The organism is Bacteroides sp. AF39-11AC (assembly GCF_003474285.1).
Lineage (GTDB): Bacteria > Bacteroidota > Bacteroidia > Bacteroidales > Bacteroidaceae > Bacteroides.
Genome location: NZ_QROH01000004.1, coordinates 523,727 through 550,706, shown reverse-complemented (window position 1 = coordinate 550,706; position 26,980 = coordinate 523,727). Strand labels below are relative to the sequence as shown.

22 protein-coding genes and 1 riboswitch are annotated in these 26,980 nt (G+C 43.4%); of the genes, 17 read left to right on the top strand and 5 right to left on the bottom strand.

All coding sequences use genetic code 11. The features are described from left to right. The first annotated feature begins 3 nt into the window (after window positions 1–3). The 4 genes from DW036_RS10570 to DW036_RS10555 all read left to right on the top strand — a co-directional run bounded on the left by DW036_RS10570 (window position 4) and on the right by DW036_RS10555 (window position 6,752). Window positions 4–1,245 (top strand): efflux RND transporter periplasmic adaptor subunit, encoded by a 1,242-nt coding sequence (locus DW036_RS10570; protein WP_118464037.1) that lies wholly within the window; start codon window positions 4–6, stop codon window positions 1,243–1,245. Window positions 1,246–1,332: 87 nt separating this feature from the next. Then, window positions 1,333–4,473: an efflux RND transporter permease subunit gene (locus tag DW036_RS10565; protein WP_118464034.1), complete on the top strand. Its 3,141-nt coding sequence runs from the start codon at window positions 1,333–1,335 to the stop codon at window positions 4,471–4,473. After that, window positions 4,451–5,656 carry a TolC family protein gene (locus tag DW036_RS10560; protein WP_118464031.1) on the top strand — a complete coding sequence of 402 codons (1,206 nt, stop codon included), beginning with the start codon at window positions 4,451–4,453 and terminating at the stop codon, window positions 5,654–5,656. The genes DW036_RS10565 and DW036_RS10560 overlap by 23 nt, the downstream gene beginning before the upstream one ends. A 109-nt stretch (window positions 5,657–5,765) precedes the next feature. Continuing rightward, entirely contained in the window at window positions 5,766–6,752 is a 987-nt protein-coding gene (locus tag DW036_RS10555) for an AAA family ATPase (RefSeq protein ID WP_118464028.1), read from the top strand. A gap of 167 nt (window positions 6,753–6,919) precedes the next feature. Here the strand turns inward: DW036_RS10555 and DW036_RS10550 are convergent, their stop codons facing one another. Continuing rightward, a complete protein-coding gene (locus DW036_RS10550; protein WP_118464304.1) occupies window positions 6,920–8,161 on the bottom strand; it encodes a serpin family protein in 1,242 nt (413 codons plus the stop codon). A gap of 101 nt (window positions 8,162–8,262) precedes the next feature. Further along, a riboswitch (cobalamin riboswitch) is annotated at window positions 8,263–8,466 on the top strand. 49 nt (window positions 8,467–8,515) lie between these two features. Here DW036_RS10550 and DW036_RS10545 point away from each other — a divergent pair. From DW036_RS10545 to DW036_RS10525, 5 genes are read left to right on the top strand one after another with little or no spacing between them, the layout of a single operon-like run. After that, window positions 8,516–10,543 (top strand): TonB-dependent siderophore receptor, encoded by a 2,028-nt coding sequence (locus DW036_RS10545; protein WP_187374595.1) that lies wholly within the window; start codon window positions 8,516–8,518, stop codon window positions 10,541–10,543. Between the two features lie 26 nt (window positions 10,544–10,569). Continuing rightward, window positions 10,570–11,667, top strand: a complete 1,098-nt coding sequence (locus DW036_RS10540) for a YncE family protein (protein ID WP_118464022.1) — start codon at window positions 10,570–10,572, stop codon at window positions 11,665–11,667. Then, on the top strand, window positions 11,667–12,803 hold the full coding sequence (locus tag DW036_RS10535) for an ABC transporter substrate-binding protein (protein ID WP_118464019.1): 1,137 nt from the start codon (window positions 11,667–11,669) through the stop codon (window positions 12,801–12,803). The genes DW036_RS10540 and DW036_RS10535 overlap by 1 nt, the downstream gene beginning before the upstream one ends. A 5-nt stretch (window positions 12,804–12,808) precedes the next feature. After that, window positions 12,809–13,849 carry an iron ABC transporter permease gene (locus DW036_RS10530; protein WP_118464016.1) on the top strand — a complete coding sequence of 347 codons (1,041 nt, stop codon included), beginning with the start codon at window positions 12,809–12,811 and terminating at the stop codon, window positions 13,847–13,849. Beyond that, entirely contained in the window at window positions 13,849–14,850 is a 1,002-nt protein-coding gene (locus DW036_RS10525; protein WP_118464013.1) for an ABC transporter ATP-binding protein, read from the top strand. Before DW036_RS10530 ends, DW036_RS10525 begins: the two co-directional genes overlap by 1 nt. A gap of 164 nt (window positions 14,851–15,014) precedes the next feature. Here the strand turns inward: DW036_RS10525 and DW036_RS10520 are convergent, their stop codons facing one another. From DW036_RS10520 to DW036_RS10510, 3 genes are all read right to left on the bottom strand, one after another. Continuing rightward, a complete protein-coding gene (locus DW036_RS10520) occupies window positions 15,015–16,463 on the bottom strand; it encodes an rRNA cytosine-C5-methyltransferase (protein WP_118464010.1) in 1,449 nt (482 codons plus the stop codon). Window positions 16,464–16,604: 141 nt separating this feature from the next. After that, on the bottom strand, window positions 16,605–19,028 hold the full coding sequence (locus tag DW036_RS10515; protein WP_118464007.1) for a TonB-dependent receptor: 2,424 nt from the start codon (window positions 19,026–19,028) through the stop codon (window positions 16,605–16,607). A 97-nt stretch (window positions 19,029–19,125) separates the two neighbouring features. Next, window positions 19,126–19,461 carry a hypothetical protein gene (locus tag DW036_RS10510; RefSeq protein WP_118464004.1) on the bottom strand — a complete coding sequence of 112 codons (336 nt, stop codon included), beginning with the start codon at window positions 19,459–19,461 and terminating at the stop codon, window positions 19,126–19,128. Between the two features lie 578 nt (window positions 19,462–20,039). Here DW036_RS10510 and DW036_RS10505 point away from each other — a divergent pair. From DW036_RS10505 to DW036_RS10480, 6 genes are all read left to right on the top strand, one after another. Beyond that, on the top strand, window positions 20,040–20,675 hold the full coding sequence (locus DW036_RS10505; protein ID WP_118464302.1) for a DUF6249 domain-containing protein: 636 nt from the start codon (window positions 20,040–20,042) through the stop codon (window positions 20,673–20,675). Continuing rightward, window positions 20,672–21,220: an RNA polymerase sigma factor gene (locus tag DW036_RS10500; protein WP_118464001.1), complete on the top strand. Its 549-nt coding sequence runs from the start codon at window positions 20,672–20,674 to the stop codon at window positions 21,218–21,220. Before DW036_RS10505 ends, DW036_RS10500 begins: the two co-directional genes overlap by 4 nt. Then, window positions 21,204–21,533, top strand: coding sequence for a DUF5056 domain-containing protein (locus DW036_RS10495; protein ID WP_118308190.1), 330 nt, complete (start codon window positions 21,204–21,206; stop codon window positions 21,531–21,533). The genes DW036_RS10500 and DW036_RS10495 overlap by 17 nt, the downstream gene beginning before the upstream one ends. Before the next feature lie 224 nt (window positions 21,534–21,757). Further along, the gene (gene cls / locus DW036_RS10490) at window positions 21,758–22,942 is read left to right on the top strand and encodes a cardiolipin synthase (protein ID WP_118464300.1); all 1,185 of its coding nucleotides are present in this window, start codon (window positions 21,758–21,760) and stop codon (window positions 22,940–22,942) included. 124 nt (window positions 22,943–23,066) lie between these two features. Continuing rightward, the gene (locus DW036_RS10485; protein WP_118463998.1) at window positions 23,067–23,861 is read left to right on the top strand and encodes a thymidylate synthase; all 795 of its coding nucleotides are present in this window, start codon (window positions 23,067–23,069) and stop codon (window positions 23,859–23,861) included. A gap of 18 nt (window positions 23,862–23,879) precedes the next feature. Beyond that, window positions 23,880–24,368: a dihydrofolate reductase gene (locus DW036_RS10480; RefSeq protein WP_118463995.1), complete on the top strand. Its 489-nt coding sequence runs from the start codon at window positions 23,880–23,882 to the stop codon at window positions 24,366–24,368. A gap of 3 nt (window positions 24,369–24,371) precedes the next feature. Here the strand turns inward: DW036_RS10480 and DW036_RS10475 are convergent, their stop codons facing one another. Beyond that, a complete protein-coding gene (locus tag DW036_RS10475) occupies window positions 24,372–24,848 on the bottom strand; it encodes an Lrp/AsnC family transcriptional regulator (RefSeq protein WP_007667933.1) in 477 nt (158 codons plus the stop codon). A 253-nt stretch (window positions 24,849–25,101) separates the two neighbouring features. On the opposite strand from DW036_RS10475, the gene DW036_RS10470 reads away from it, so the two are divergent. Both DW036_RS10470 and DW036_RS10465 read left to right on the top strand, forming a co-directional pair. Then, on the top strand, window positions 25,102–26,379 hold the full coding sequence (locus tag DW036_RS10470; protein ID WP_118463992.1) for an IgA Peptidase M64: 1,278 nt from the start codon (window positions 25,102–25,104) through the stop codon (window positions 26,377–26,379). 30 nt (window positions 26,380–26,409) lie between these two features. Further along, window positions 26,410–26,946, top strand: a complete 537-nt coding sequence (locus tag DW036_RS10465; protein ID WP_118463989.1) for a GNAT family N-acetyltransferase — start codon at window positions 26,410–26,412, stop codon at window positions 26,944–26,946. The last annotated feature ends 34 nt before the right edge of the window (window positions 26,947–26,980 follow it).

Sequence of the window (26,980 nt, the reverse complement as noted above, 5' to 3'; positions counted from 1 at the left end):
ATCATGAAAAAAATTCTTTTTATGGGAGTCATAGGGCTATTCCTATTGGGTTCCTGCAATAGTAAATCCGGCGACGGACACGAAGGTCATAGTCATGAAACAGAAAAACATGAGCACGAAGGTTGTGATCATGATCATGAGGGCGAAGACCACAATCACGAAGGTGGCGAACACAACCACGATGGACATAGCCACGATGGAAAAGCAGCAGCCGGACATAGTGACGAAATCATTCTGCCTACCGCCAAAGCACAGGCTGCCGGAGTAAAATCCAATGTTGTAGAACCGGGAATTTTCCATCAGGTTATAAAAACCAGTGGCCAGGTAATGGCAGCACAAGGAGACGAAAGCGTTGCTGTAGCAACAGTGGCAGGTGTGGTAACTTTCCGTGGAAAAGTTATCGAGGGCATGAGTGTCAGCAAAGGTACACCGCTGGTTATATTGTCTTCTAAAAATATGGCGGATGGTGACCCTGTAGAACGGGCACGCATCGCTTATGAAGTATCCAAAAAAGAATACGAGCGTATGAAATCCCTTGTAGGAAATAAGATTGTTTCTGAAAAGGATTTCGCTCAGGCTGAACAAGCGTATGAGAATGCACGTATCAGCTACGAAGCCGTAGCCAAAAACAGTTCGGCAAGCGGACAAGCCGTGGTTTCCCCCATCAGCGGATATGTAAAAAGCCTGTTAGTGAAAGAAGGCGATTACGTAGCGGTGGGACAACCGTTAGTCAGCATTACGCAAAACCGCAAATTATTCTTGCGTGCTGACGTTTCAGAAAAATATTACCAGTATCTTCGTACTATTGGTTCTGCTAACTTCTGCACTCCTTACAATAATAAGGTATACACATTGAAAGACTTAGACGGACGTCTTCTCTCCTATGGCAAGGCTTCGGGCGGAGACGGTGGATATTATGTACCTGTAACCTTTGAATTTGACAACAAAGGTGATATCATCCCCGGTTCGTTTGTAGAAATCTTCTTATTGTCTTCCCCTATAGAAAATGTAATATCCCTGCCCCATTCAGCATTGACTGAAGAGCAAGGCAGTTTCTTTGTCTACCTGCAACTGGATGAAGAAGGATATAAGAAACAACTCGTGACTCTTGGAGCAGATAACGGTGAAAGCGTACAAATTCTCTCAGGTGTAAAAGCAGGAGACCGCGTGGTAACCGAAGGAGCTTATCAAGTGAAACTGGCAAGCGCTACGAATGCGATACCGGCACACAGTCACGAACACTAATTTAGCGATGAGTGGTTAATGATAAGTGATTAGCTCACTTATCATATTTACTAATCACTAAACACTAATAAACTAATCATTATTAACATGTTAAATAAGATTATACATTTCTCACTTCATAACCGCATCCTGGTGCTTGTGGCCTCGGTGTTGTTACTGATAGGCGGAACTTACACCGCCATGCACACGGAAGTGGACGTATTCCCTGACCTCAATGCGCCTACGGTTGTCATTATGACTGAGGCAAACGGTATGGCGGCAGAAGAAGTGGAACAACTCGTCACATTTCCTGTTGAAACAGCAGTGAACGGTGCAACAGGTGTGCGCCGCGTACGTTCTTCATCTACCAATGGATTTTCAGTAGTATGGGTAGAGTTCGATTGGGATACGGATATTTATCTGGCCCGACAGATTGTCAGCGAAAAGTTAGCTGTCGTAAGTGAAAGCCTGCCTACCGGTGTAGGTAAACCGACGCTGGGCCCACAATCATCCATTCTGGGTGAAATGCTGATTATCGGATTGACGGCCGACTCTACCTCCATGCTCGACCTACGTACAATAGCCGACTGGACCATCCGTCCGCGTTTGCTCTCTACGGGCGGTGTGGCACAGGTAGCAGTACTTGGCGGTGATATAAAGGAATATCAGATACAATTAGACCCGGAACGGATGCGCCATTACGGTGTTACACTGAATGAAATCATGACCGTAACCCGCGAAATGAATCTGAACGCAAACGGTGGCGTGCTATATGAATATGGTAACGAATACATTGTGCGTGGAGTACTTTCTACCGACCGGGTAGATCAACTGGCACGTGCCGTAGTACGTGGTGGAACTACTTCGGGCAGTGCTCCTATTCTATTGGAAGACATTGCAGACGTACACATTGGAGCAAAATTACCCAAACTGGGTACAGCATCGGAACGGGGCAAAGCCGCCGTATTGTTGACTGTAACCAAGCAGCCGGCCACCAGTACGCTGGAATTGACGGATAAATTAGAAACATCTTTAAAAGACTTGCAGAAGAACCTGCCATCAGATGTAAAAGTCAGCACAGATATCTTCCGCCAGAGCCGCTTTATAGAAAGCTCTATCGGAAACGTACAGAAGTCCTTGTTTGAAGGAGGTATCTTCGTGGTGATTGTACTATTCCTGTTCCTTGCGAATGTACGTACAACGGTGATCTCATTGGTTACACTGCCGCTTTCATTGATTACTTCACTGGTTACGCTGCATTATTTGGGCTTCACAATTAATACAATGAGCCTCGGTGGTCTTGCCATCGCTATCGGTTCGCTGGTGGATGATGCCATTGTGGACGTGGAGAACGTATATAAACGACTCCACGAGAATAAGTTGAAGCCTGTGGAAGAACGCCTTTCCATACTGGAAGTAGTATTCAACGCATCGAAAGAAGTACGTATGCCTATTCTGAATTCTACGCTGATTATCGTAGTCAGTTTCGTACCGCTGTTCTTCCTCACCGGTATGGAAGGCCGCATGCTGGTTCCACTGGGTATTGCGTTCATTGTAGCACTGGCAGCTTCTACGGTAGTGGCATTGACAGTTACACCAGTACTTTGCTCCTATCTTTTAGGAAAAGACAAGAAGAAGGAACAGAAAGAGAGCAGCGACTCGTTCGTAGCACGCAAGATGAAACAGTGGTATGGTGCTGCATTGGCATTCGTACTGGGACATAAGAAGATCATACTGGGCAGTACAATCGGTTTGTTCATAGTTGCTCTGGTATGTTTCTTCACATTGGGACGTTCGTTCCTGCCTCCTTTCAACGAAGGTTCATTTACTATCAACATATCTTCCTTACCGGGTATCTCTCTGGAAGAAAGCAATAAGATGGGACATCGTGCTGAAGAGTTATTACTCAGTATTCCCGAAATACAAACCGTTGCCCGCAAAACCGGACGTGCCGAACTGGACGAGCATGCACTTGGCGTGAATGTTTCGGAAATAGAAGCTCCGTTCGAATTGAAAGGCCGTTCACGTAGTGAGTTGGTTGCCGAAGTACGCGAGAAGTTAGGTACTATCGTAGGAGCAAATGTGGAAATCGGCCAGCCTATCAGCCACCGTATCGATGCCATGCTCAGTGGTACGAAAGCCAACATCGCAATTAAACTGTTTGGTGACGACCTGAACCGTATGTTTACCTTGGGTAATGAAATCAAAGGTGCCATCCAGGATATTCCGGGTATTGCCGACCTGAATGTGGAACAACAAATAGAACGTCCTCAGCTTATCATTTCGCCCAAGCGGGAAATGCTGGCTAAATTTGGTATCTCATTACCGGAATTCTCTGAGTTCGTGAATGTCTGTCTTGCTGGTGAAACCGTATCACAGGTATACGAGAAGGGTAAAAGCTTCGATCTTACCGTACGTGTACGTGATGATCTTCGCGACGAAATGGAAAAGATACGCAACTTGATGATAGATACCAGTGACGGAAAGAAAATACCTTTGAACTACATCGCAGAAGTGCGTTCTGCCATGGGACCGAATACGATCAGCCGCGAGAACGTGAAACGTAAAATCGTGATCTCTGCCAATGTTGCCGACCGTGACCTGCGCAGTGTGGTGAATGATATTCAGGCCCGTGTGGACAAGGATATCAAATTGCCCGAAGGGTATCACCTGGAATACGGTGGCCAATTTGAGAGTGAACAGGCAGCAAGCCGCACCTTGTTACTCACATCATTGATGAGTATTGCGGTGATCTTCTTACTGCTTTACCATGAATTCCGCAGTGTCAAAGAAAGTGCAATTATACTTATCAACCTGCCATTGGCATTGATCGGTGGTGTGTTTGCTTTGTTGATGACAACGGGAGAAGTGAGTATTCCGGCTATTATCGGCTTTATTTCACTGTTCGGTATCGCTACTCGAAATGGTATGTTGCTGATCAGCCACTACAACCATTTACAACAGGAAGAGGGACTGAATGTGTACGACAGTGTAATCCGTGGCTCAATGGACCGTTTGAATCCGATTCTGATGACAGCATTGTCTTCTGCTCTCGCTCTTATTCCATTGGCACTGGGAGGTGACTTGCCGGGTAATGAAATTCAAAGTCCGATGGCGAAAGTTATCCTTGGCGGTCTCTTAACTTCCACATTCCTGAACGGTTTCATCATTCCGATTGTTTATCTGATGATGCACCTCAAAAAACAACCATTAACAATATCAAATAATGAAACGAATTCTCATATTTAGTTTTATCACTTTTTTCCTATATGCGGGAATGCGTGCCCAATCGGTCGGCATAGACGAAGTGTTGCACCGCATTGAGGCAAACAATAAGGAGTTGCAGGCCAATGCGCAACTCATCACTTCACAGAAATTGGAGAACAAGTCGGAGAACAACTTGCCTGATCCCACTCTCTCGTATGCCCATCTGTGGGGTTCGGAAGATAAGAGCGAAACAATAGGTGAACTTGTTGTTTCCCAGAGCTTTGATTTCCCGACCTTATACGCTACACGCGGAAAAGTAAACCGACTCAAAACAGGTGCGCTTGATGCACAGTCTGCCGCTTTCCGTCAACAACTGTTGTTGCAAGCTAAGGAGCTTTGTTTCGACATCATCATGTTGCAACATCAGCAAGTGATTCTGAATGAACGTATGAAACAGGCTGAGGAACTCTCTGCATACTATAAGAAACGTCTGGAAACAGGTGATGCCAATGTATTGGAAACAAACAAGATCAATCTGGAATTACTGAATGTACGTACAGAGTTCCGTGCCAATCAGACTGCGCTTGATAACGCCTGGAAATCTCTCCTTGCACTCAACGGAGACCAGTCTTTGCAAGATAATGAGCTGAGCAGTTTTCGCTCCATTAGCGACTATCCATTGCCGCTTCTTCCTACCAACTATGAACAGTTACGTTCGGAAGTGTTGGCAGCCGATCAGACTTTGCTGTCATTAAGCAGTGAAAGTGCTGCCGCCCGCAAACAGATATCTGCAAGCAAACAAGGCTGGTTGCCTAAATTGGAACTTGGATATCGCCGTAATACGGAGTCCGGTACTCCATTCAATGGAGTTGTAGTAGGCTTTTCCTTCCCGCTGTTTGAAAATCGCAATAAGGTTAAAATAGCCAAAGCGCAATCTCTGAACCTCGATTATCAGAAAGAGAACGCTGCTTTCCAAGCCGAAGCAACCTTGGCAAAGCTATACAGCGAAGCACAATCATTGCAGACTTCCATCCAGGAGTACAGGGAGGCATTCAGTTCACAACAAGATCTTGCATTGCTGAAACAAGCCCTTACCGGTGGACAAATCAGTGTGATAGAATATTTTGTAGAAGTTTCTGTGATTTATCAAAGTAAGCAGAATCTGCTTCAACTGGAAAATCAGTATCAGAAGGTGATGGCACAGATATACAAGAGTAAATTATAAAGCTCAGTAGAAGACTGGAATATAACAAACTTCCAGTCTTCTATTTATCTTTCAAATATTTTGTTATCCATTTGAATCTCTCTATCTTTGTTCCAAAACAATACAAGAGATGGATAGGAAACTCATTATACGCAATTTTGGTGCTATCAAATCAGCAAGTATATGCTTGAAAGATTATAATATATTTATTGGAGAACAAGGCTCCGGTAAAAGTACAATAGCCAAGCTAATTACTATTTTTGAAGGTTATACGATCAATCGTATCGGTGATTTTCAACAAAGTCTATTGTCTTTATTTGAAGAGCACAACATTGCATCCTATTTTAACGAAGATACTTATATACACTTCACTTGGGAAAGCGGTACCATATATTATGAAGATAATAGATTCGCTTGTGAAGTTCCAGAATCCAAAGAAATATCTACTATAGCGAACCTCTACATACCGGCAGAGCGTTTCTTTGTAAGTACATTCTCTCGTTCCATCGCTACATTAGTGCTCAACAAAGCCCCAATACCCCAAACCTTATTGAACTTTGCCTCTATCTATGAGAAAGCAAAGAATAAATATCCGAATTATAACATCTCTATTTTTGATATGTTATTTCAGACCGATAAATCAAACGAAACTCTATATCTGAAAGAGAGTCGCAAAACAATCCCCTTTAAAGATGCTTCTTCAGGAATCCAGTCTGTCATACCACTATTAATGGTACTTGACTATGCTGTTGATGAAAAAGAGTATAATCGGTTTGTAATAGAAGAACCAGAACTCAATCTCTTCCCTCAGACTCAGGTAAAACTGCTTCAGCAAATAGTCCGCAAATGTTCAAAAGTCACTTTGACCACTCATAGTCCATATCTTTTATCAGCATTCAATAATCTGATAGAAGCCCACAATGCGTTAATTAGCAACCCGTCTAAAGCAGAAGAAATATATAAACTCGTACCGAAAGAATGTATCCTAAACTTTGAAAACGTAGGAGCATACAAAATAGAAAATGGCAAAGTGGTATCCATCTTAGATGAGGAATATCGTCTAATTATAGCTGACCAGATAGACTCTGTCGCCGACCTCATGCGATTGAACAATTAGAAGCAACTATTAAGCAATTGTCATCTTCTGCAAGTTTACAAAGGACAGCGATAATTGTTAGTAGCCGGCATCCAAGCAATGATACCTCTATACAGCGGGCAAAGGCATTGTTCAAGAAGAAATACAAGGTTGATCTGATTTCTAAGAATATAAGGTTGGAAATACAACTATAGTTTCGTAATCTTTCCCATAAATAAGATGGCTCCCGTACTCTTTTCCTTAATCATAAAAGCAAAAGGACGATTCACAAAGAAAGGAACAGGAGAAGACGGACCGGCAGAAGTTTCAAACATTCCTCCTATAGTAACCGCAGCCGCTTCGGTACCTTCCTCATCCACATTTATATAGGTGAATTGTTGTAAAAGACCGATATATAGCTCTGCACCGGACATATTGGCAAACTTTGCTTTACGAGCATCGAAAGCATCTTTCATCCCCATAGCTATCATGTCCTCTTCCAGCTTTTTGTCATATTCTACTTTAAAACGAGGAAGTTTAATTTGTAACTCTCTTCCTGTCATATTCTTACTCCACAGTTTCCAGTTTTCGTAATTCAGGCCGGATAAGCTTTCATCCAAGGTCTTATCTCCGGATGGCAACAGTATCACCATACTAAAAGCTTCATTGCCATAGGGTAATTCCGCAATAGAGAAATCATCAGTCTGGGTGTAATTGAACGTTGCGGTCTGGTTCATCATAGCTACTTCCTTCTGACTGCCGTCAGCATTGGTAAAGTTATCCTGTCCAGTAGCCGACTTATCAAACTGGCTTTTCCAGATACCTTTAAAATAGAGTGCATTAATCAGATACATACGAGCATCCGCAGGTATTTCCTGAATAACCTCCTTTATACAATTATTAGTCTTATTGGCGCACCATTGATTTATCACATCTTTGGCTGTCGGAGATGTGAAATCAAGTTCTTGCACCTGGGCATCGTACATTTTCTTATTCACATCAACAAAAGAGTCGTACACCTTAAAACCTTCCTTTATCCAGATAGAATTAGCTATTCCGAGTTGAGTCGTATTGTCCAGATTCAACAAAGCCGAAGTTAATTTTTGATTATAGTTGTTCAGATCATCAAGAGAGAAAGTAGTAGCAGGGAATCCTAATACATCCTGCATCTCAGCAAGCGTATTATCAGTAGCCCCATTCGTAATCATGGATAAGCAAAGTGATGCACTCAATGGAGACACAAAAACATTCGGTTTTTCTTTTTCGGTACTGCACACCTGATCGAAGAAACGGAAAGCAAAGTCTGTACCTTTGTCCATAAAATCTTGTTCCGCACGGGTAAGATTGATGTCTTGACGTGGTTTAGGTTCCAGTTGAGAAGGATTCTCATCATTCTGACAGGCTGCAAGGATACTGAGTAGGCTTAGTGCAGCAATAGTTTTCTTTAGCATAAGCATTATAATATTAGTTTTCCATTAAGTTACTCTGTTAGAATAAATGCATAAATTTATAAAATACTGCACTACATCACAAATAAAACATAAATCTTTCCTATCTTTGCTCCCGGTTTTGTTGGAGGATGCCTTTCGGTATACTCCATGAAAAGGGAATTGGGTGTGACTCCCAAACAGTCCCGCTGCTGTGAACTCATATTAAAGGATTTACCAATCACTTGTGCCACTGCCAATATTCGTATGGCGGGAAGGCGGCAAATCCGGAGTAAGTCAGAAGACCTGCAAAACCATCATTACTTATGCCTTCGAGGAAAGGGCATGAGGTGTATATAGTTTTATAGCATTCTACTTATGATAAGAGATAATCTATGCCGGTATATGTGGCTACGATTCTGTTTATGTTGTCTTATACCGTTGCTCTGCATTAATCTGCAAGCGCAACAGGTAGGAGATTCCATTACCGGAAAGGTGCATACCATTCCGGAAGTGGGAATAAAAGGTCGGCGTGTACCACAGCGCATATCTGTAGCGATGCCCATACAAGTACTTGAAAAGAACGAATTGGAAAACCTCGGACTTCAGAATATAGCTGATGCTGTTCGCCGTTTTGCCGGAGCCAATGTAAAAGATTACGGTGGCATAGGAGGATTAAAGACTGTTTCCGTCCGAAGCCTTGGTGCTACACACACAGCAGTAGCCTACGACGGAGTGGCTGTGAGCAATACCCAAGCGGGACAAATAGATATAGGACGTTTCGCATTGGATGATATAGACATGCTATCTCTGTCTGTTGGGCAAAACCATGATTTGCTGCAACCTGCACGGCTTTTCGCTTCAGCAGGAATACTGTCCATCTATAGCAAAAATCCTTTAGAAGGAACAGACAAAGCATACACTTTCAAAGGACAAATAAAAAGTGGATCCTTTGGCTTAGTAAATCCTTCTCTCACATGGGGGCAACGTATAGCACAACGAACCTGTTATACCTTTAATGGGAATTACCTACGAGCAGATGGTAATTATCCTTTTAAATTAATAAACGGCAAATATACTACGAATGAAAAAAGAAAAAATACTGATATAAAATCATGGCACACAGAAGCTAACCTGTTTCACACATTGAGAGATAGCAGCCAACTGAACATAAAAGCATATTATTTCGATTCGGAACGTGGATTGCCGGGTTCAGTAATTCTCTACAATGATCGAGCCAATGAACGTTTATGGGACAGAAATATCTTCATACAAGCCCGATACCTAAAAGAGATCACTTCGGAATGGACCTTGCAAGGTCAAGCTAAATATAACTATTCGTGGAATAAATATGAAGACACGGACGTGAAATATGAAGGAGGCAAACAAACAGACATTAACAAGCAGCAAGAATATTATCTATCAGCTACTATACAATGGCAGCCTTGCAGTACATTTTCTACTTCATGGGCAAATGACCTTGTACTTAATACACTGGATAATAATTTGCCCAACAATCCTAATCCCACACGATATACATGGCTATCTGCATTTAATTTACGCTATCAATGGAAAGGACTTACAGCCACAGGAACATTAGTACATACGCTGATTGCCGAGGATGTGAAATCAGGTAAACGTCCTGATAATCGTTCTCGTTTCAGTCCTGCCCTTTCATTTATATATCGCCCCTGGAAGAAGCACTCCCTATTTCTGCGATTAATGTACAAAGACACTTTCCGCGTACCAACTTTCAATGACCTTTATTATCAGCGTATGGGCAATACTGACCTACGCCCTGAAAAGGCACGCGAATACAATGTAGGTATTACTTGGAGCGGCACTCCATTCTCTTTCACTAATTACGTAATGCTGACCGTTGATGGATATTATAATGAAGTAAATGATAAAATTGTCGCCCTACCTACCACTTATGTCTGGAAGATGATGAATTTTGGGAAAGTACATATCACCGGGGCAGATATAACTTTACGTACCTCTATCCCTATTCACCGTAACATTGATTTATCAATAACAGGCAATTATACCTATCAGAAAGCTATTGACGTAACTTCATCAAGCAGTAAGAATTATAAAGACCAGATTCCTTATACCCCTCTACATAGTGGCAATGCTTCCATACTTGCAGAAACCTCCTGGATAAATATAGGTTATGCCTTAACTTGTGTGAGCGACCGATACAGCCTGCCACAGAACATACAGGAAAATCGCATTGATGGATATACGGAGCATACCCTGTCAGCATCCCGCGCATTCCAACTGAGAAAATGCAGACTTCGCCTCCAGGCCGAACTAATAAACCTGACAAATAAACAATATGATATTATCAAATATTACCCAATGCCGGGACGTTCATTTCGGATAACGGGTAGCATACTTTTTTAATTAATTACAATCTAAAAAAACAAAACATGAAAGTAAGAAGCTTATTATTCAGTACTCTTTGTATGCTCGCAATCTCTGTAACATTCACCTCTTGTAGCGATGATGACGATGACCCATGGAACGATGAAGGTACTAAAGTAGAATTACCACAACGACGAATGTTCATCCTGAATGAAGGAAAAGCTGATAACAACAATGCAGGCATTGCCTTTTATGCCCCTAATAAAGATGCTAATGACAGCAATAATAATTTTATTGCCAACATCTATTTTAAGCAAAATGAAAAACAGTTGGGAGACACTGGCCAGGATATATTAGAATATGAGGACAATATTTATGTCATTGTGTCCGGCTCAAGCCTATTGCTGAAACTGAACGCCGCAGCAGTGGAAGAAGCACGCCTTTCATTCAGTAGTTCTGATGGTCAACCACGATACATGGCAGCTAAAGACGGCAAAATCTACGTTACACTTTGGAGCGGAAAGGTTGCACGTATTGATTCTCGCACTATGAAAATAGAAGCTTATGTCGACGTCAATGCCAACCCGGAACAGATTGTTGAAAATGAAGGCAAACTATATGTAGCGAATTCCGGATATGGGGAAGGAACAGATGTTTCTGTAATCGACCTGAATACTTTCAAAAAAGAGAAAGATATACCCGTTGTAAAAAATCCCAATCGCATACTTGAATCAAATGATGAAGTCTACCTTTTATCATGGGGTATCTGGACCAATGTATTGGGTGAAGGCTACACTTTCCAGCGCATAAAATCAGATGATACTGTAGAATCAATAGCAGTAGCATCAGCTTTTGCAGAACATGATGATACGATTTATCTCATTTATTCTGACTGGAAAAGTGACGGATACGAACATAGTTTTTCCACTTACAATACAAAAGCACATAAACTTACTGAAGGAAATTTCTTAAAGAATGCCCCTCAGGAATTGTTATCATCAAGTATATATGGTTTTAATATCGACCCTGAAACGGGAGAATTCTATATCAGTACTTCTGACTATGTTTCCAATGGTGATATTTACCGTTTTAAGAAAGATGGAACTTTTGCTGAAAAGTTTGATTGTGGAGGTATCAACCCTAACAAAATGATTTTCTTATAATGAAACAAATTTCTTTCTTTATACTCCTTTGGGTGACAGTGTTACTTCTTTCCGCCTGCGGCGGAAAGAGCAGCACTACTTCCGGTTCTGCACAAGGAGACACCATCCCACTGCGCTATTCTTCGAATCTTTCTTTGGTAGATTACGAAGATTATACCGTTGCGCAGCTACGCAATCCCTGGGATACGGCAAAGATATTGCATACCTATATATTAGTAGACAAAAAACAGCCGTTACCCCAAGAACTGCCTCAAGGAACTCTTGTCCGCACTCCACTTAGTAAAGCAGTCATCTACTCATCCGTTCATTGCAGCTTGCTGAAGGACCTCGGTGCCTTAAATAGTATCGGTGGCGTATGCGACCTGAAGTACATCAAACTACCGGAAATCGAGGAAGGATGCCAAAACGGAACCATCACCGATGTAGGTGATGGAATGAACCCCAATATCGAAAGAATCATAGACCTGCACCCCGATGCCATCCTACTTTCTCCTTTTGAAAACAGCGGCGGATACGGGCGTGTGGAAAAGTTGAATGTACCCATCATTGAATGTGCCGATTATATGGAAACCTCTTCATTGGGACGTGCCGAATGGATGCGTTTCTACGGTCTGTTATTTGGTAAAAAAGCGGAAGCAGATGCTATGTTTGCTTCGGTAGAAAGAAGCTATAAGGATTTGCAGGAATTAGTAAAGTCCATCTCCTTTGCTCCCTCCGTGATGTGTGATTTGAAAACAAGCTCTACCTGGTACACTCCGGGTGGCAACAGCACCATTGCCAGGCTATACGCTGATGCAGGTGCCAACTATATTTTCAGAGAAGATACACATAGCGGCTCACTCCCCTATCCTTTCGAAGTTATCTTTGAGAAAGGTCAACAAACGGATTTCTGGCTGATACGCTATAACCAACCCATAGATAAAACATACAAGGAACTGGAAAAAGAGTTTGCCCCTTATGCAGGTTTCCGTGCTTTCAAGGAACGGAACATCTACGGATGTAATACCAACCGGGTTCCTTTTTACGAAGAAACGCCTTTCCATCCGGACTGGTTATTGAAAGATTTAATTAAAATATTTCATCCTTCACTGTTGGAAGGCTATGAGCTGAGGTATTACAAAAAACTATCAGAATAGAACTGATGATAAGAACGAAAGCAAAAGGATATATATATGGCATAGCACTGTCGGTCCTCATTCTCGTATTGATGGCTGCGAATCTCTGGTTCGGTTCAATCAATATCCCCGCCGGAGCTGTGTGGAATACTCTCATAGGGAATGAAGTAGAAAAAGCCAGCTGGGCTTTTATCATCTGGGAGTCCCGTCTGCCACAAGCCGTCACGGCATTACTATGTGGTGCCGCACTCGCAGCTTCGGGACTGATGCTACAAACGGCATTCAACAACCCACTGGCAGGTCCATCCATCCTGGGCATTAACTCAGGAGCAAGTCTTGGTGTCGCATTGGTGATGCTGGCCGGTGGAGGAAGCATTGCTACAGGGGTATTTACATTATCCGGTTTCTTCTCCGTGATACTCGGTGCCTTCATCGGGTCGATGGTGGTAATGGGACTTATCCTTTTCTTTTCGACACTGATAAAAAGCAATATCATGTTGCTGATTACGGGTATCATGATCGGTTATATCACTTCGTCCGCTATTTCATTACTCAATTTCTTTGCTACTGCCGAAGGAGTACATTCTTATATGATATGGGGCATGGGGAACTTCGGAGGTGTCTCATTGCAACAACTCCCCTATTTCTCCATTTTCTGTCTGGCAGGTTTGTTACTTTCCATCCTGCTTATCAAACCCTTGAATGCCTTGCTGCTGGGTACGCGCTATGCTGAAAACCTAGGAGTAAACATCCGTCGCACAAGAAATCTGTTACTGATTGCCACCGGACTACTGACAGCCGTCACTACCGCCTTCTGCGGACCTGTTGCTTTCATCGGTTTGGCCGTTCCACATATCTCCCGCCTGATGCTGGGCACGTCCAATCACAATTCACTGCTTCCCGTCACCTTGCTGACGGGTGGTGTGATTGCCTTGCTCTGCAATCTGATCTGCATCCTTCCAGGCGAAGCAGGTATTATTCCTCTCAATGCGGTAACCCCTGTGCTGGGGGCGCCTGTTATCATTTATGTCATTGTCAACCAACGTAAAATACAATACTTCAACTGATGGAGAAAGCTGTTATCACCGCAAACGATTTATGCATCGGCTACCGCCAGGGAAAGCAAGAGAAACGGATACATGAACATCTCTCCTTCCGGCTCTATCCCGGAGAACTGACCTGCCTGCTGGGAGCTAACGGAACCGGTAAATCAACTCTGCTCCGCACTTTGGCTGCTTCACAACCGACCTTGTCAGGAGAATTATTTGTACAGGAAAAGCCATTGTCTGCCTATTCCGAAAAAGAACGTTCACGTACCATCGGAGTAGTACTGACAGACAAGACACAAGCAGGCGGACTGACTGTATATGAGTTGGTAGCTCTGGGACGACAACCTCATACGGGGTTCTTCGGCAGGTTGAACAAAACGGATCACTCCATCATTGAAGAGGCTCTGGAAGCTGTAAGCATCAGCCATAAAGCCCACAGTTACACTGCAGAGCTATCAGATGGGGAACGACAGAAGGTCATGATTGCCAAAGCATTGGTACAGGAATGTCCGCTCATTCTGCTGGATGAACCGACAGCTTTCCTGGATGTAGTGAGTCGCATCGAAATTATGACTTTGCTTCATCGCCTGGCAGTGGAACAAAAGAAGGCGATCCTGCTTTCCACCCATGACATAGAGCAGGCATTGGTACTGGCAGATAAACTTTGGTTACTTTCAAAAGAAAACGGACTGCAATGTGGAGTAACGGAAGATATGATTCTAAGTCACCGGATGGACGGCTTGTTTTCCCGCAACGATATCCGGTTTGATTATGCGCACGGGGTATATTATCCCAAAGTAGATAGTCACCGCTGTATCATTGTAGAAGCCAGTGATGAAGTATTGCTGCACTGGACAACGAATGCACTCAACCGTCATGGCTATGCTTGTCACCCCGCTTCTTCGCCGGAAACAAACGAAATACCGCGTCTGCAAGTTTTATCCGCCGACCGCTTAATACTGCACAAAAAAGGAAAGAACGAATATCATTCTTTTGAACAGTTACTTGCAAATATCTGATCAATATCTTAATACCTCCATTACAAGCAGTTTGTCAAACAAATGATTTATAGCTATTTTGCGGATAAGAATAGTGTTGTATTTCATCAGAGTTTAAGTCTTTGCAGTTCTCCCCTGACAAGGACGACAGTTTCTCTTAATGGGAACGGAATCCGTTCCCAATGCTATGACTTCAATATCAGTATCTCATCCGGCAAGTATCCACTTCGGATGCGCCACTCCTGTGGATAAAGATTATTAGCCCGGTTACCGATATTCTTCACAAAACCTAAAGGAACATCCTTATACGTCAACAGTACATAACCGCGTGGAGCTGTACCGGGAAGTACAATGGCTTCCTTACGCAAATAAGCAATAGCCTGTTCGTACGAGATTTCTTCACGAGGAAAAACATCGGAAGCCTGCACAGTGCTCATAGCAAGGGCATGATTGGGAATCAGGTCCTTTCCTTTCACTTCGGCAAGGGTAACGCCTGCCTGAATGACACGAAGAGATTGTTGAAGGACGGATAATCCGGATATATATCCTTTAGGGAAAGCCGCAATATTCATTCCATTTGCAAAAAACTCATAGTCCTCTGCCGAAAGGAGCCAGGCACGGACGGCCAACAATTGTTCCTTAGATGCTCCGGCATTAGCTTTAGACGCTAAAGCACCAGCCTTCTTCTTTCCTTGGGAAACGGTGGATTTGTAACGGATTTGTACCGTCTCTCCTTCCGGCTTACGAAGCACGGCAAGGAAAAAGCCTTCACCCTTTGTACGATGAGGCAGGAAACGATATACAGGAAAATCTTCACCTGAAAGCAAATTTCCGGTAATGTTCCACGCTGTCGGAGCATCTACCGGAAGTACCTCTGCCCCAAATTCATCGCGCATCCAGCGGATATTCTCTTCATCTTCCTGCGTATTATACGTACAAGTGCTATAGATAAGCAATCCACCGGGTTTCAGACTGGGCCATATATCAGAGATGATACGTCGCTGACGTTGCCAGCAGATTTCCACATTCTCCGGACTCCACTCGCTGACGGCAACGGGATCTTTACGGAACATGCCTTCACCGGAACAGGGCACGTCAGTCAGTATGACATCAAAGAAGTCTTCCAAACAGGAAAAGTCGGCCGGATCATTATTGGTTACCACTACACCGGGATGCCCCCACTTCGTCAGATTCTCTGCCAGGATTTGCGAACGGTTACGGATCACCTCGTTTGCTACCAGCAGGCTGCCTGCAGGCAATACACTGCGTGCATGAGTGGACTTTCCGCCGGGAGCAGCGCAAAGGTCAAGCATCACGGAGGGCGTTTCGCCGATATATTGCTTTAATACCTGTTCCACAAACATGGAAGATGCTTCCTGCACATAGTAGCATCCGGCATGAAACAACGGATCGAAGGTAAACGTCAATCGACGGTCGAGATAAAAACCCGTGGAAGACCAAGGCACCCGGTCGGAAGAGGCATGAAAAAGACTGAATGAAGAATCGGGTAGTTTTTCTTCATTCAGTCGGATGCTTACGGGCTGTTCGCCATTCAAGGCGTCAGCCAGTTTGTTATATTCTTCATCGCCCAAGAGGGGACGGGTACGGTCTGCAAAAGATACGGGTAAGTCCATGTGCCAAATTGTTTTACGGGTACAAAGGTAATGCAAATCGAATGCATAACTTTCATGCTTGCATGAAAAGTTATGCTGAGATGCAGCTTATCTTCTTCAAAGGTAACATAAAAAGGCAATACAAGGCAAACCCGCCGGGCACTAAAAACTAAGCTTGACTCCCGCAAAGTAGCAACGAGGCGCTCCCGGACCATAAATGTAACCGGAATCGCGGGTGGCTCCTTTATCAAAATCTTTCTGATAGGAGTTGAAGATATTCTGTACTCCCACATTGAATTGCAGGCACATGCCGGAAAAATCTATATCATAAGCTACCTTGGCACCCAGTTCGAAGAAATCCGGGCTTTTCACCAGCAAGTCTGCCGTACCATCCACTTCGGACATCAGATGAGGCACATACATTCGCCCGGTATAATTACCGTTCAGGGCTACCGACAATGCTTTTGTAGGATTAAAAGTGGCAGTAAAGTAACCATAAACATCGGGGGTACGCAATATCCGGTCGCTATGGCGTTCTTCATCCGACAAATGTTCCTTGTCCGCACTCCACTCCTCGGGAGAATCGTACAGACTGCGTTGCACGGTCAGTCCCGCCTGCAACTGGATTTTATCACGCCAGGCAATCTTTCCTTCCAATGTACCGCCATATACCTTTGCACCGGAACCGTTGACACGGGTTTGTATCAGATATCCGCTACCGTTCGGATCTTCTATCGGTGCTGTCAACACAAACGGATCGGAGAGTTTTGTGAAGAAACCTTCTACCAGTAAGTTTGCCTGGAAATCACCGAAGTAATGATACCAGTCCATCGAAGCGTTCACGCTGCGCGAACGTTCTTCTTTCAGATCCTTAGCACGAACGATGGAAATCAACTCGCCTCCCACATTACTAATATGCAAGTCTTCGTCGAAAGCCTGCGGAGCACGGAAACCTTCGGCATAGCTGAAACGAAGATTGATATCCTGCGTAGGGTTGTAGCGGATATTGGCACGGGGACTGAAGATGGCTTTGTTCATAATGCTATTCTTGTCCAGACGTCCGCCTATCAGAAAACTCCACTGCTCACTTTTCCATTCATTCTGCACATAGGCGCTCGCAATGTTCACAATCTGTTTCAAAGGAGCGGGCGTATATTTATCAATCAACTGTTGCAGACGGTCTCCTGTTGCAGTAGGTTCTTCCGCCAGAGCGGCATCCCGGTATTTTTGCATATCCGTTGCTTTGTCGTCCAGATTATCATGATTAAATTCCACCCCACCCGTCAAGTCGGAAGGCATGAAAAAGAGCTTATCAAAATGATAGATATACTGAGCGCCCAATACGCCGGTAAAGTCTGTGGTATGACCATAGGCGCTGTAATAACTGTCGCGCACGATATGCTGGGCAGAGGCGTATGCATTGAACGAATGTTTCTGATCCTTGGAGAAGGCACTGAACTTCAATCCGCCCGTATTGATAGAATGTTCGATCTGCTCCACCAGTCCGGGTTCGCCCGAACCATTCAGATTGGCATCTTCGGCAATGTGGGGCGGCAGGTCAAAGCGGTTACCGCCACGACGGAACTCTTCCATGTGATGATATTCCAGATTCAACTTGGAATAGGGACTCAGTCTATAATAAGCATTCACACCTACTGTCTGGTTCTTTAACTTGGGTAATTCGGAGAAACCGTCGCCATTGGAGTCCCATGCCGAACGGTGGCGGTTTTGCCCGTAGATGTAGGCTCCCATTTTGTTGTCCGAAGATACCAGGGAAAGGTTGAGTGTGGTATTATTGTCGAATGAACCGGAACCATCGAAGTTGGAGATAGAGTGGGCAAACGAACCGGAGTTGCGAAGAGGTTCTTTCGTGATGATATTCACCGTTCCGGCAATGGCGGAAGAACCAAATAGGGCCGAGCCGCCACCACGCACCACTTCCACACGCTCTATCATATTAGCGGGAATCTGCTCCAAGCCGTAGACACCTGCCAGTGCAGAAAAGATGGGACGGGAATCAATCAATATCTGTGTATATTTCCCGTCCATACCATTGATGCGTACCTGAGAGTAACCGCAATTCTGGCAATCGTTTTCTACACGTACGCCCGGTTGGAATACAAGACCTTGAGATAAGGTGTGCGAATTGGTCATGTCGAATAGTTTCGGAGTAACGACTTTAACCAAGGTAGGTGCCAGTCGGCGGGCGGTTTCATTACGGTTGGCTGTAACGACTACACCATCCAAGGCTACCATATCTTCTTCCAGTTCGAAGTTCTCTTCCAGTGTTTTGCCTCGTTTCAAGATTACTTTTCGTTCTTGTGGTTTATAACCTACGGCACTGACGGAAAGTGTGAACTCACCTTCCGGAAGATTCTTCAAAAAGTAGTGTCCGGTGCCATCGGTCATAGTACCAATAGTGGTTCCTTTCAGGGCTACTGTCATATAAGAGAGGTGTTCTCCTGTTTTTTTCTCTAATACGTGGCCGATAATATTAGCATCGGATTTATTTAAATCAATGGCATAAGCGGTGTGGGAGAGCAATGTGTACATTACTCCCACCACGAAAAAGATATATTTTTTCATGTAGTTCTAATTTTTAATGGATTTTGATAGAGGGGGATTATCAGTATTGGCACGCGGACAACGCGTATCAATCCCCCCGATAAAAGCATTCCTACTGTCAATGAACCACAGGCGGTGCACGCAGACTGATGCCGCAACGAACTCGCACGCACTTGATATGTTCTACAGCCGGAACACCCAGTACACGCAATAAAATGAAAAGAGCTGATGCGACAAAAAGAATAGAAGGTAGAGAAGAAGCCACAAAAGAAGAAAGAAAGAATATCGTTTCAACCTGCGCTTCCGTATGACTATGTTCACCTTTGAACGGGTGGGAATGTACAATAATTACCCCATTTACCACATGCGAGTGAGTAAACAGTGTAATTCCTCCTAAATATGCGATAAATAATAAAGGAAGGAACCATTTCAGTATATTCCGTAACTTCTCCAAAAGCGTTTTTAATATAGATTTGCGAAAGTAACACTAATTACAATAAGAAACAACCGGATTTAGTTGTTTTAGCCGGATATAGAGCAAAATACCTACATCTTATGAGTACAAGATGTCTGATATTACATTATTATTAAATAAAACTGATTCATTGCTTTTCGGTTATGAATTATCTTACTTCACATTTATAAGTACATAGTCGTTTTCCTTTCATGGAAATTCTGTTTACCCCAAATGGTAACTTTGTTCACTCCACACGGTAACTCCATTTACATGCCGAGGTAAAGGCCGTTACATACGGCGGGAAACGCTTTTACATCTTACGATAAGCTTTCGGTAAATACTATTAACTGATTATCAACAAACTAACAAGAAAGTCATCAGCAATCTTTGATTCATTATTTTCCCGGAAAGAATCAATCCTATCATCCCCTTCTTCACCTTACATCTAAAATTTCTGCAAATACTTTCAGATAATACCGATTTTCTAAAAAAAATGTCGTCTCTTTGCAACTTTCTAACTGGCATGATACGTCTAACACACAAAGAAAAAATAAAAGATAAAACAAAATATGATTATGAAACGAATAATTTTAGCACTCATCGCCACCGTGACATTATGTTCACTGGTGCAGGCAAAAAACAGAACGATTACAGAAAACGATAGTCAGGGGAACAAAAAACGCGTAATTGAACTGTGCGATACTACCATCGACGGAAAGACGGTAACCGATACGCTCAGCATCATGACCTACGAAGGCAGTAGTTCAGACAGCAAAAGCGATAAGGGATGGAAACACCACAACGGCAGTGATTGGGACTGGGAGTTCGATTTAGGCAGCAAAACTTCTAAAACCATTATTTCAGTTACTGCCCTCGTCTTCATCTTCGGTCTGCCGCTACTCATCATCTTTACGGTATTCTTCTTCAATTACAAAAATCGAAAAGCCAAATACCGCCTTGCAGAACAAGCACTTTCGAATGGACAACAACTACCCGAAGACTTCTTCAAGAATGCAGAGAAAACAGAAGATATCCGTACCAAAGGTATCAAAAACATCTTCATCGGCATCGGATTGTTCATCTTCCTCTGGGCCATTACCGAGAACTTTGGAATCGGCTGCGTCGGACTACTGATCATGTTCACCGGATTCGGGCAATTAGTTATTTATTATACACAGGACTCTAATAAAAAGAACAACCGGGAGAGATGAGCCAACTCAATGACATATCGTTAGTCGCACAGGTCGTGGTGTTTCGCAACACCAAGGCCTTCGACCAGTTGGTGAAGAAATACCAGTCGCCCGTGCGACGGTTCTTTCTCAACCTTACTTGCGGCGACAACGAATTGAGTGACGACTTGGCGCAGGACACGTTTATCAAAGCCTACACTAACCTGGCTTCATTCAAAAACCTGTCCAATTTCTCCACCTGGCTCTACCGTATTGCATATAATGTATTTTATGATTATCTTCGCAGTCGGAAGGAGACAGCCGACCTCGACACCCGGGAAGTGGATACTCACTGGAACACCAGTCAGGATGACGTAGGACAACAAATGGACGTTTACCAAGCACTGGCAACACTAAAAGAAATGGAACGAACCTGCATTACCTTGTTCTACATGGAAGATCAGAGCATCGAAAAAATTGCAGATATCACGGGATGCCCGGCGGGAACAGTTAAAAGCCACCTCTCGCGGGCGAAAGAAAAAATGGCTATCTACTTAAAACAAAATGGTTATGACGGAAACAACTGATGATAAACTTTTGCAGCAATTCTTCTCTGACAATCGGAAAGAGATAGAAGATAACGGCTTCAGCCGTCGCGTGATGCACCACCTGCCCGACCGGTATTACCGGATTTCGCAGCTGTGGAGCTTGTTCTGTTTTACGCTTGCCGTAGTGTTATTCTTTGTTCTTGATGGTTTGCAACTGGTGCTGGGAGCTTTGCGCGAGACTTTCACCAGTGCCGTACAAAGCGGTGCAGCAGAACTCGACCCCAAATCACTGATTATAGCGGCCGTAGTACTTGTCTACTTAGGATATCGCAAGATTTGTTCTTTAGCATAAAGTTCACTTATCCCTTGCAATAAATCCGTTTGCCCTTACAATAGTTTAGTTAGCCCTTACCTGCTTTCTACAGGTCAAGGGCTAATTTTTTTTAACTGAGCAAACATTTCTCATCAATAAATTGTATCTTTGTCGACTCAATTAGAAAAACTAACTAAGCGTAAGAAGTTTTGAGAAGAATATTATTCATCATATTATCATCTGCATTATTTTTTATAGGAAATATTCACGCGCAAGTCGCCACCAGTGACTCGCTCGTGGTGCATTATCTGCAACAACAAGGCATTCCGGTCACCGCTAACAATGAAGTAAAACTACTGATGAGCGGGCGGGAGAAATTTCTTGATCTCTTCGAAGAAATACGCCATGCCAAACATCACATTCATTTGGAGTACTTCAACTTCCGCAACGACTCCATTGCCAATGCCCTGTTTGACTTACTGGCTGAAAAAGTACAAGAAGGTGTGGAAGTCCGCGCTCTCTTCGACGCTTTCGGTAACTGGTCTAATAACAAACCATTAAAGAAACATCATCTGAAAGCAATCCGTAACCGAGGTATTGAAATTGTGAAATTCGACCCGATTACCTTCCCGTGGATCAATCATGCTATGCACCGCGACCACCGGAAAATTGTAGTGATTGACGGAAAAATAGGATATACCGGTGGAATGAATATCGCCGACTATTACATCACCGGACTACCCAAAATCGGTCAATGGCACGACATGCACATGCGCATCGAAGGAGATGCCGTACGCTATCTGCAAGGAATTTTCCTCACCATGTGGAACCAGGAGACTAAACAGCACGTCGGCGGTCCCGTTTACTTTCCGGATATACCGCAACTCCCCGACAGTATAGCCGAAGAAATAGCAATAGTAGACCGTACACCACGGGAAACTCCCCGCTCTATCAGTCACGCTTATGCAGCATCCATTGGATCGGCGCAACACAGCATACAAATTGTGAACCCTTACTTTGTACCGACCAAATCTATCCGGAAAGCCATTAAATATGCATTAAAGAAAGGTACTGAAGTAGAAATTATGATACCTGCTGTTTCTGATATTCCTTTCACCCCGGAAGCATCTTTCTATATCGTACACAAGCTGATGAAGAAAGGGGCAAAAGTTTATCTCTTTAACGGAGGTTTCCACCATTCCAAGATTATGATGGTAGACCGGAATTTCTGTACTGTGGGTACGGCCAATCTGAATAGCCGCAGCCTGCGATATGACTTCGAAACGAATGCGTTTATTTTCGATCCTACAATCACTCACCAGTTGAATGATATGTTTGAACGGGATAAAAAGAATAGTACGCTATTGACTCCCGAAGTTTGGAAAAAACGTTCCGGGTGGAAGAAGTTTGTAGGTTGGGTGGGTAACCTTATGACACCGTTCCTTTAATTATACCGCCGTTCCTCTAATTTTTAATTGAAAATTATTCTATGCTATCTGCCGAAGTTTAGTTACCTTTGGCGAGGCAAAAAAGATTGCCTCTTTTGTTGTTTATAATTCGTAATCTGCAATCATGAAACAATATTTAGACTTGCTCAATCGGGTATTAACCGAGGGCGTACACAAGGAAGACCGTACCGGAACCGGTACAATCAGCGTATTCGGACATCAAATGCGCTTCAATATGGATGATGGCTTTCCCTGCCTCACCACCAAAAAGCTGCATCTGAAATCGATTATATATGAATTGCTATGGTTCCTGAATGGAGACACCAATGCCAAGTATCTGCAAGATCATGGTGTTCGCATCTGGAACGAGTGGGCGGATGAGAATGGTGACTTGGGACATATTTACGGTTACCAATGGCGTTCCTGGCCTGATTACAAAGGTGGTTCCATCGATCAGATCAGTGAGGCTGTAGAAACAATTCTTCATAATCCGGATTCCCGCCGCATCATTGTCAGTGCTTGGAATGTGGGAGATCTTGACAATATGAATCTTCCTCCCTGTCATGCTTTCTTTCAATTCTATGTGGCAAACGGACGGCTGAGTCTCCAACTCTATCAACGCAGTGCGGACATTTTTCTCGGTGTACCTTTCAACATTGCATCTTATGCCCTACTGTTGCAGATGATGGCACAAATAACAGGATTGAAAGCAGGAGACTTCATTCATACACTTGGTGATGCGCATATTTATCTGAATCATCTGGAACAGGTAAAACTACAACTTTCCCGCGAACCACGTCCGTTGCCGCAAATGAAGATAAACCCGGACGTGAAGAGTATCTTTGATTTCCAATATGAAGATTTCGAATTGATAAATTACGACCCGCATCCGCATATTGCCGGTAAAGTTTCTGTTTAACAAATCATAAATCCAATCATGATTAATATCATCGCCGCCGTAGACCGCAACTTAGGAATCGGTTTCCAAAATAAATTATTATTCTGGCTTCCCAATGATTTAAAACGTTTCAAGGCATTGACCACAGGGAACACCATCATCATGGGAAGAAAAACATTTGAATCCCTGCCTAAAGGTGCACTGCCCAATCGGAGAAATGTAGTGCTTTCGTCCAATCCGGCAACCCAATATCCCGGTGCAGAAGTATTCCCTACCCTCGAAGCAGCTTTGCAAAGCTGTCAACCGAAGGAACAAGTATATATTATCGGTGGAGCAAGTGTATATAAACAGGCAATTCCATTGGCAGACATGCTTTGCCTGACAGAAATTGATGCAGAAGCACCTCAGGTAGACGCTTACTTCCCAACTGTAGATTCCACAATATGGCGCGAAAAAAGCAGGGAATCTCATCTTGCCGACGAGAAACATCCCTGCCCCTATGCATTTGTGGATTATATCCGTAAGTAATTCCTAATCTTCATCTACCTCAACCATAATCGGCATCTGCCGCTTAATGGCTTCATGGAAGGATATCAGTGTTTCAGTACGCGCTAACCCCAGTGGCTGTAATTTATCGTGGATAATGCTCAGCAAATGGTGGTTATTGCGTGCGTAAAGTTTGATAAACATATCATATTTACCTGTCGTAAAGTGACATTCCACAATTTCCGGAATAGCTTCAAGTGCCTTTGTCACTGCGTCAAATGATTCCGGATCTTTCAGATAAATACCAATATAAGCACAAGTCTCATAACCGATCTTTTCCGGATCGATAACATATTCCGATCCTTTCAAGATACCTAAATTCGTCAGTTTCTGTATGCGTTGATGTATGGCTGCGCCGGAAACATTACAAGCTCTTGCCACTTCCAAGAAAGGAATACGGGCATTATCTGCAATCAATTTCAGTATTTGCTCGTCTAAAGTATCCAATTGATGATGTCCCATTTCTAATTTTATGATTAATAAATAACGATTGCCTCACCGTATTCTCATACGATAATGTGCAAAGTTAGCGAAATTTTTCCCAATAAAAATACGATTTATTACTTTTCTTACTAAAAAATGAATAAACCCGCAGTTGCGATAAATAGGGTGGAAAGAAGATAAGCTGCACCTCGGCATAACTTTTTCATGCAAGCATGAAAGTTCTGCGCTCAATTTGCATTATCTTTGCCTATAACTACAAAATAAGATTGTTATGAAAAAATATCTTGTACTTGCATTGTGTCTACTGATGGTAACAATAGGCTATGCGCAAAACTACACTGAGTATTTTGCCGATAAGACATTGCGTGTTGATTATATCTTTACAGGAGACGCTTCCCGCCAGAATGTATGTTTGGATGAACTGTCCGTACTTCCATCATGGGCCGGAAGGCGTCATCATTTGGCTGAACTACCTTTGCAAGGCAACGGACAAATTATCATGAAGGATTTGGAAAGTGGAAAGACAATCTATACGACTTCTTTTTCTTCTCTCTTTCAAGAGTGGCTGGAAACGGACGAAGCCAAAGCTGTCACCAAAGGATTTGAAAATACCTTTCTATTACCCTACCCGCTCCGTCCTGTAGAAATAGAAATTACCCTGTTAAGCCCGAGAAAAGAAGTGCGCACGCGTCTGACGCACACTGTACGCCCGGATGATATACTTATTCATCAGAAAGGAACTGTACATATCACTCCACATAAATATCTGCTAAAGAGCGGTGAAACTGACAAGTGCATCGATGTGGCCATCCTTGCCGAAGGATATACCCCTGCAGAGATGAACGTATTCTATCAGGATGCGGAAATTGCCTGTGAAAGCCTCTTCTCACACGAACCGTTCAAGAGTATGAAAAATCGCTTCAATATTGTAGCCGTCGCCAGTCCTTCTGACGACAGTGGTGTAAGTGTCCCCCGCTTAGGAGAATGGAAGCATACGGCTTTTAACTCGCATTTCAGCACATTCTATTCTGACCGTTACCTAACTACCCGCCACGTCAAGGCCATACATGATGCTTTGGCCGGAATACCGTATGAACACATTATTATTCTTGCCAATACTGAAGAATATGGAGGTGGTGGTATCTATAATGCTTATACCCTGACTACAGCCCATCATCCAATGTTCCGCCCGGTAGTTGTACACGAATTCGGACACAGTTTCGGAGGGTTGGCCGATGAATATTTCTACGATGATGATGTTATGACAGATACCTACCCATTGGATACAGAACCCTGGGAACAAAATATAAGTACCCGCATAGATTTCGCTTCTAAATGGGAAGATATGCTTGTCAAAGGTACTCCTGTCCCTACTCCTGTAAGCGAACAGGCAAAGTATCCGGTAGGAGTGTATGAAGGAGGTGGATATTCTGCCAAAGGGATATTCCGTCCTGCTGATAACTGCCGCATGCGTACCAATGAACATCCTACATTTTGTCCGGTATGCCAACGAGCACTGCAAAGACTCATTGATTTTTATACAAAATAATAAGAGAACTAAACTTTAAAGACCAACAATATGATCAGACTTCAACGTATCAGCACCGCTGATGGATTTTTGTATGAGTACATGGAACAGTTGATAACCGCTGCCTTCCCACCGGAAGAGCACCGACCGTTAGAGGAGCTGCGCCTGTACACCGATAGTAGACCTCACTTCTATAACAATATTATTTTCCATCATGATACTCCTGTAGGTTTTATTACCTACTGGGATTTCGGCAAATTCTACTATGTCGAACATTTCGCCGTAGATCCAGCCCAGCGTAATGGCGGACATGGAAAGAATGTTTTAAACCATTTATGCCAGTTGCTTCAACACCCTATTGTCCTGGAAGTGGAAATGCCGGAAGAAGAAATGGCCCAAAGACGTATTAATTTCTATAAGCGCCAAGGATTCGTGCTCTGGGAAAAACCATATCTTCAACCTCCATACAGACCTACAGATGAATATCTTCCTATGTTGCTTATGGCCCATGGAGATTTAGAGTGTGAAAGGGATTTTGAAACAGTAAAAGACTCTATATACAGAGAAGTATATAATGTAAAGGGATAAAAAATAAAGGGTGCCTACTTTGAATAAGCACCCT

What these genes read in the sequence shown, in the direction of transcription:
- DW036_RS10480 (WP_118463995.1), top strand. Translation starts at nt 23,880, where the DNA reads ATGATTAATATCATCGCCGCCGTAGACCGCAACTTAGGAATCGGTTTC.
- DW036_RS10550 (WP_118464304.1), bottom strand. Translation starts at nt 8,161, where the DNA reads ATGCTAAAGAAAACTATTGCTGCACTAAGCCTACTCAGTATCCTTGCA.
- DW036_RS10525 (WP_118464013.1), top strand. Translation starts at nt 13,849, where the DNA reads ATGGAGAAAGCTGTTATCACCGCAAACGATTTATGCATCGGCTACCGC.
- DW036_RS10535 (WP_118464019.1), top strand. Translation starts at nt 11,667, where the DNA reads ATGAAACAAATTTCTTTCTTTATACTCCTTTGGGTGACAGTGTTACTT.
- DW036_RS10565 (WP_118464034.1), top strand. Translation starts at nt 1,333, where the DNA reads ATGTTAAATAAGATTATACATTTCTCACTTCATAACCGCATCCTGGTG.
- DW036_RS10515 (WP_118464007.1), bottom strand. Translation starts at nt 19,028, where the DNA reads ATGAAAAAATATATCTTTTTCGTGGTGGGAGTAATGTACACATTGCTC.
- DW036_RS10545 (WP_187374595.1), top strand. Translation starts at nt 8,516, where the DNA reads ATGATAAGAGATAATCTATGCCGGTATATGTGGCTACGATTCTGTTTA.
- DW036_RS10495 (WP_118308190.1), top strand. Translation starts at nt 21,204, where the DNA reads ATGACGGAAACAACTGATGATAAACTTTTGCAGCAATTCTTCTCTGAC.
- DW036_RS10555 (WP_118464028.1), top strand. Translation starts at nt 5,766, where the DNA reads ATGGATAGGAAACTCATTATACGCAATTTTGGTGCTATCAAATCAGCA.
- DW036_RS10470 (WP_118463992.1), top strand. Translation starts at nt 25,102, where the DNA reads ATGAAAAAATATCTTGTACTTGCATTGTGTCTACTGATGGTAACAATA.
- DW036_RS10465 (WP_118463989.1), top strand. Translation starts at nt 26,410, where the DNA reads ATGATCAGACTTCAACGTATCAGCACCGCTGATGGATTTTTGTATGAG.
- DW036_RS10505 (WP_118464302.1), top strand. Translation starts at nt 20,040, where the DNA reads ATGAAACGAATAATTTTAGCACTCATCGCCACCGTGACATTATGTTCA.
- DW036_RS10570 (WP_118464037.1), top strand. Translation starts at nt 4, where the DNA reads ATGAAAAAAATTCTTTTTATGGGAGTCATAGGGCTATTCCTATTGGGT.
- DW036_RS10560 (WP_118464031.1), top strand. Translation starts at nt 4,451, where the DNA reads ATGAAACGAATTCTCATATTTAGTTTTATCACTTTTTTCCTATATGCG.
- DW036_RS10530 (WP_118464016.1), top strand. Translation starts at nt 12,809, where the DNA reads ATGATAAGAACGAAAGCAAAAGGATATATATATGGCATAGCACTGTCG.
- DW036_RS10500 (WP_118464001.1), top strand. Translation starts at nt 20,672, where the DNA reads ATGAGCCAACTCAATGACATATCGTTAGTCGCACAGGTCGTGGTGTTT.
- DW036_RS10485 (WP_118463998.1), top strand. Translation starts at nt 23,067, where the DNA reads ATGAAACAATATTTAGACTTGCTCAATCGGGTATTAACCGAGGGCGTA.
- DW036_RS10520 (WP_118464010.1), bottom strand. Translation starts at nt 16,463, where the DNA reads ATGGACTTACCCGTATCTTTTGCAGACCGTACCCGTCCCCTCTTGGGC.
- DW036_RS10475 (WP_007667933.1), bottom strand. Translation starts at nt 24,848, where the DNA reads ATGGGACATCATCAATTGGATACTTTAGACGAGCAAATACTGAAATTG.
- DW036_RS10540 (WP_118464022.1), top strand. Translation starts at nt 10,570, where the DNA reads ATGAAAGTAAGAAGCTTATTATTCAGTACTCTTTGTATGCTCGCAATC.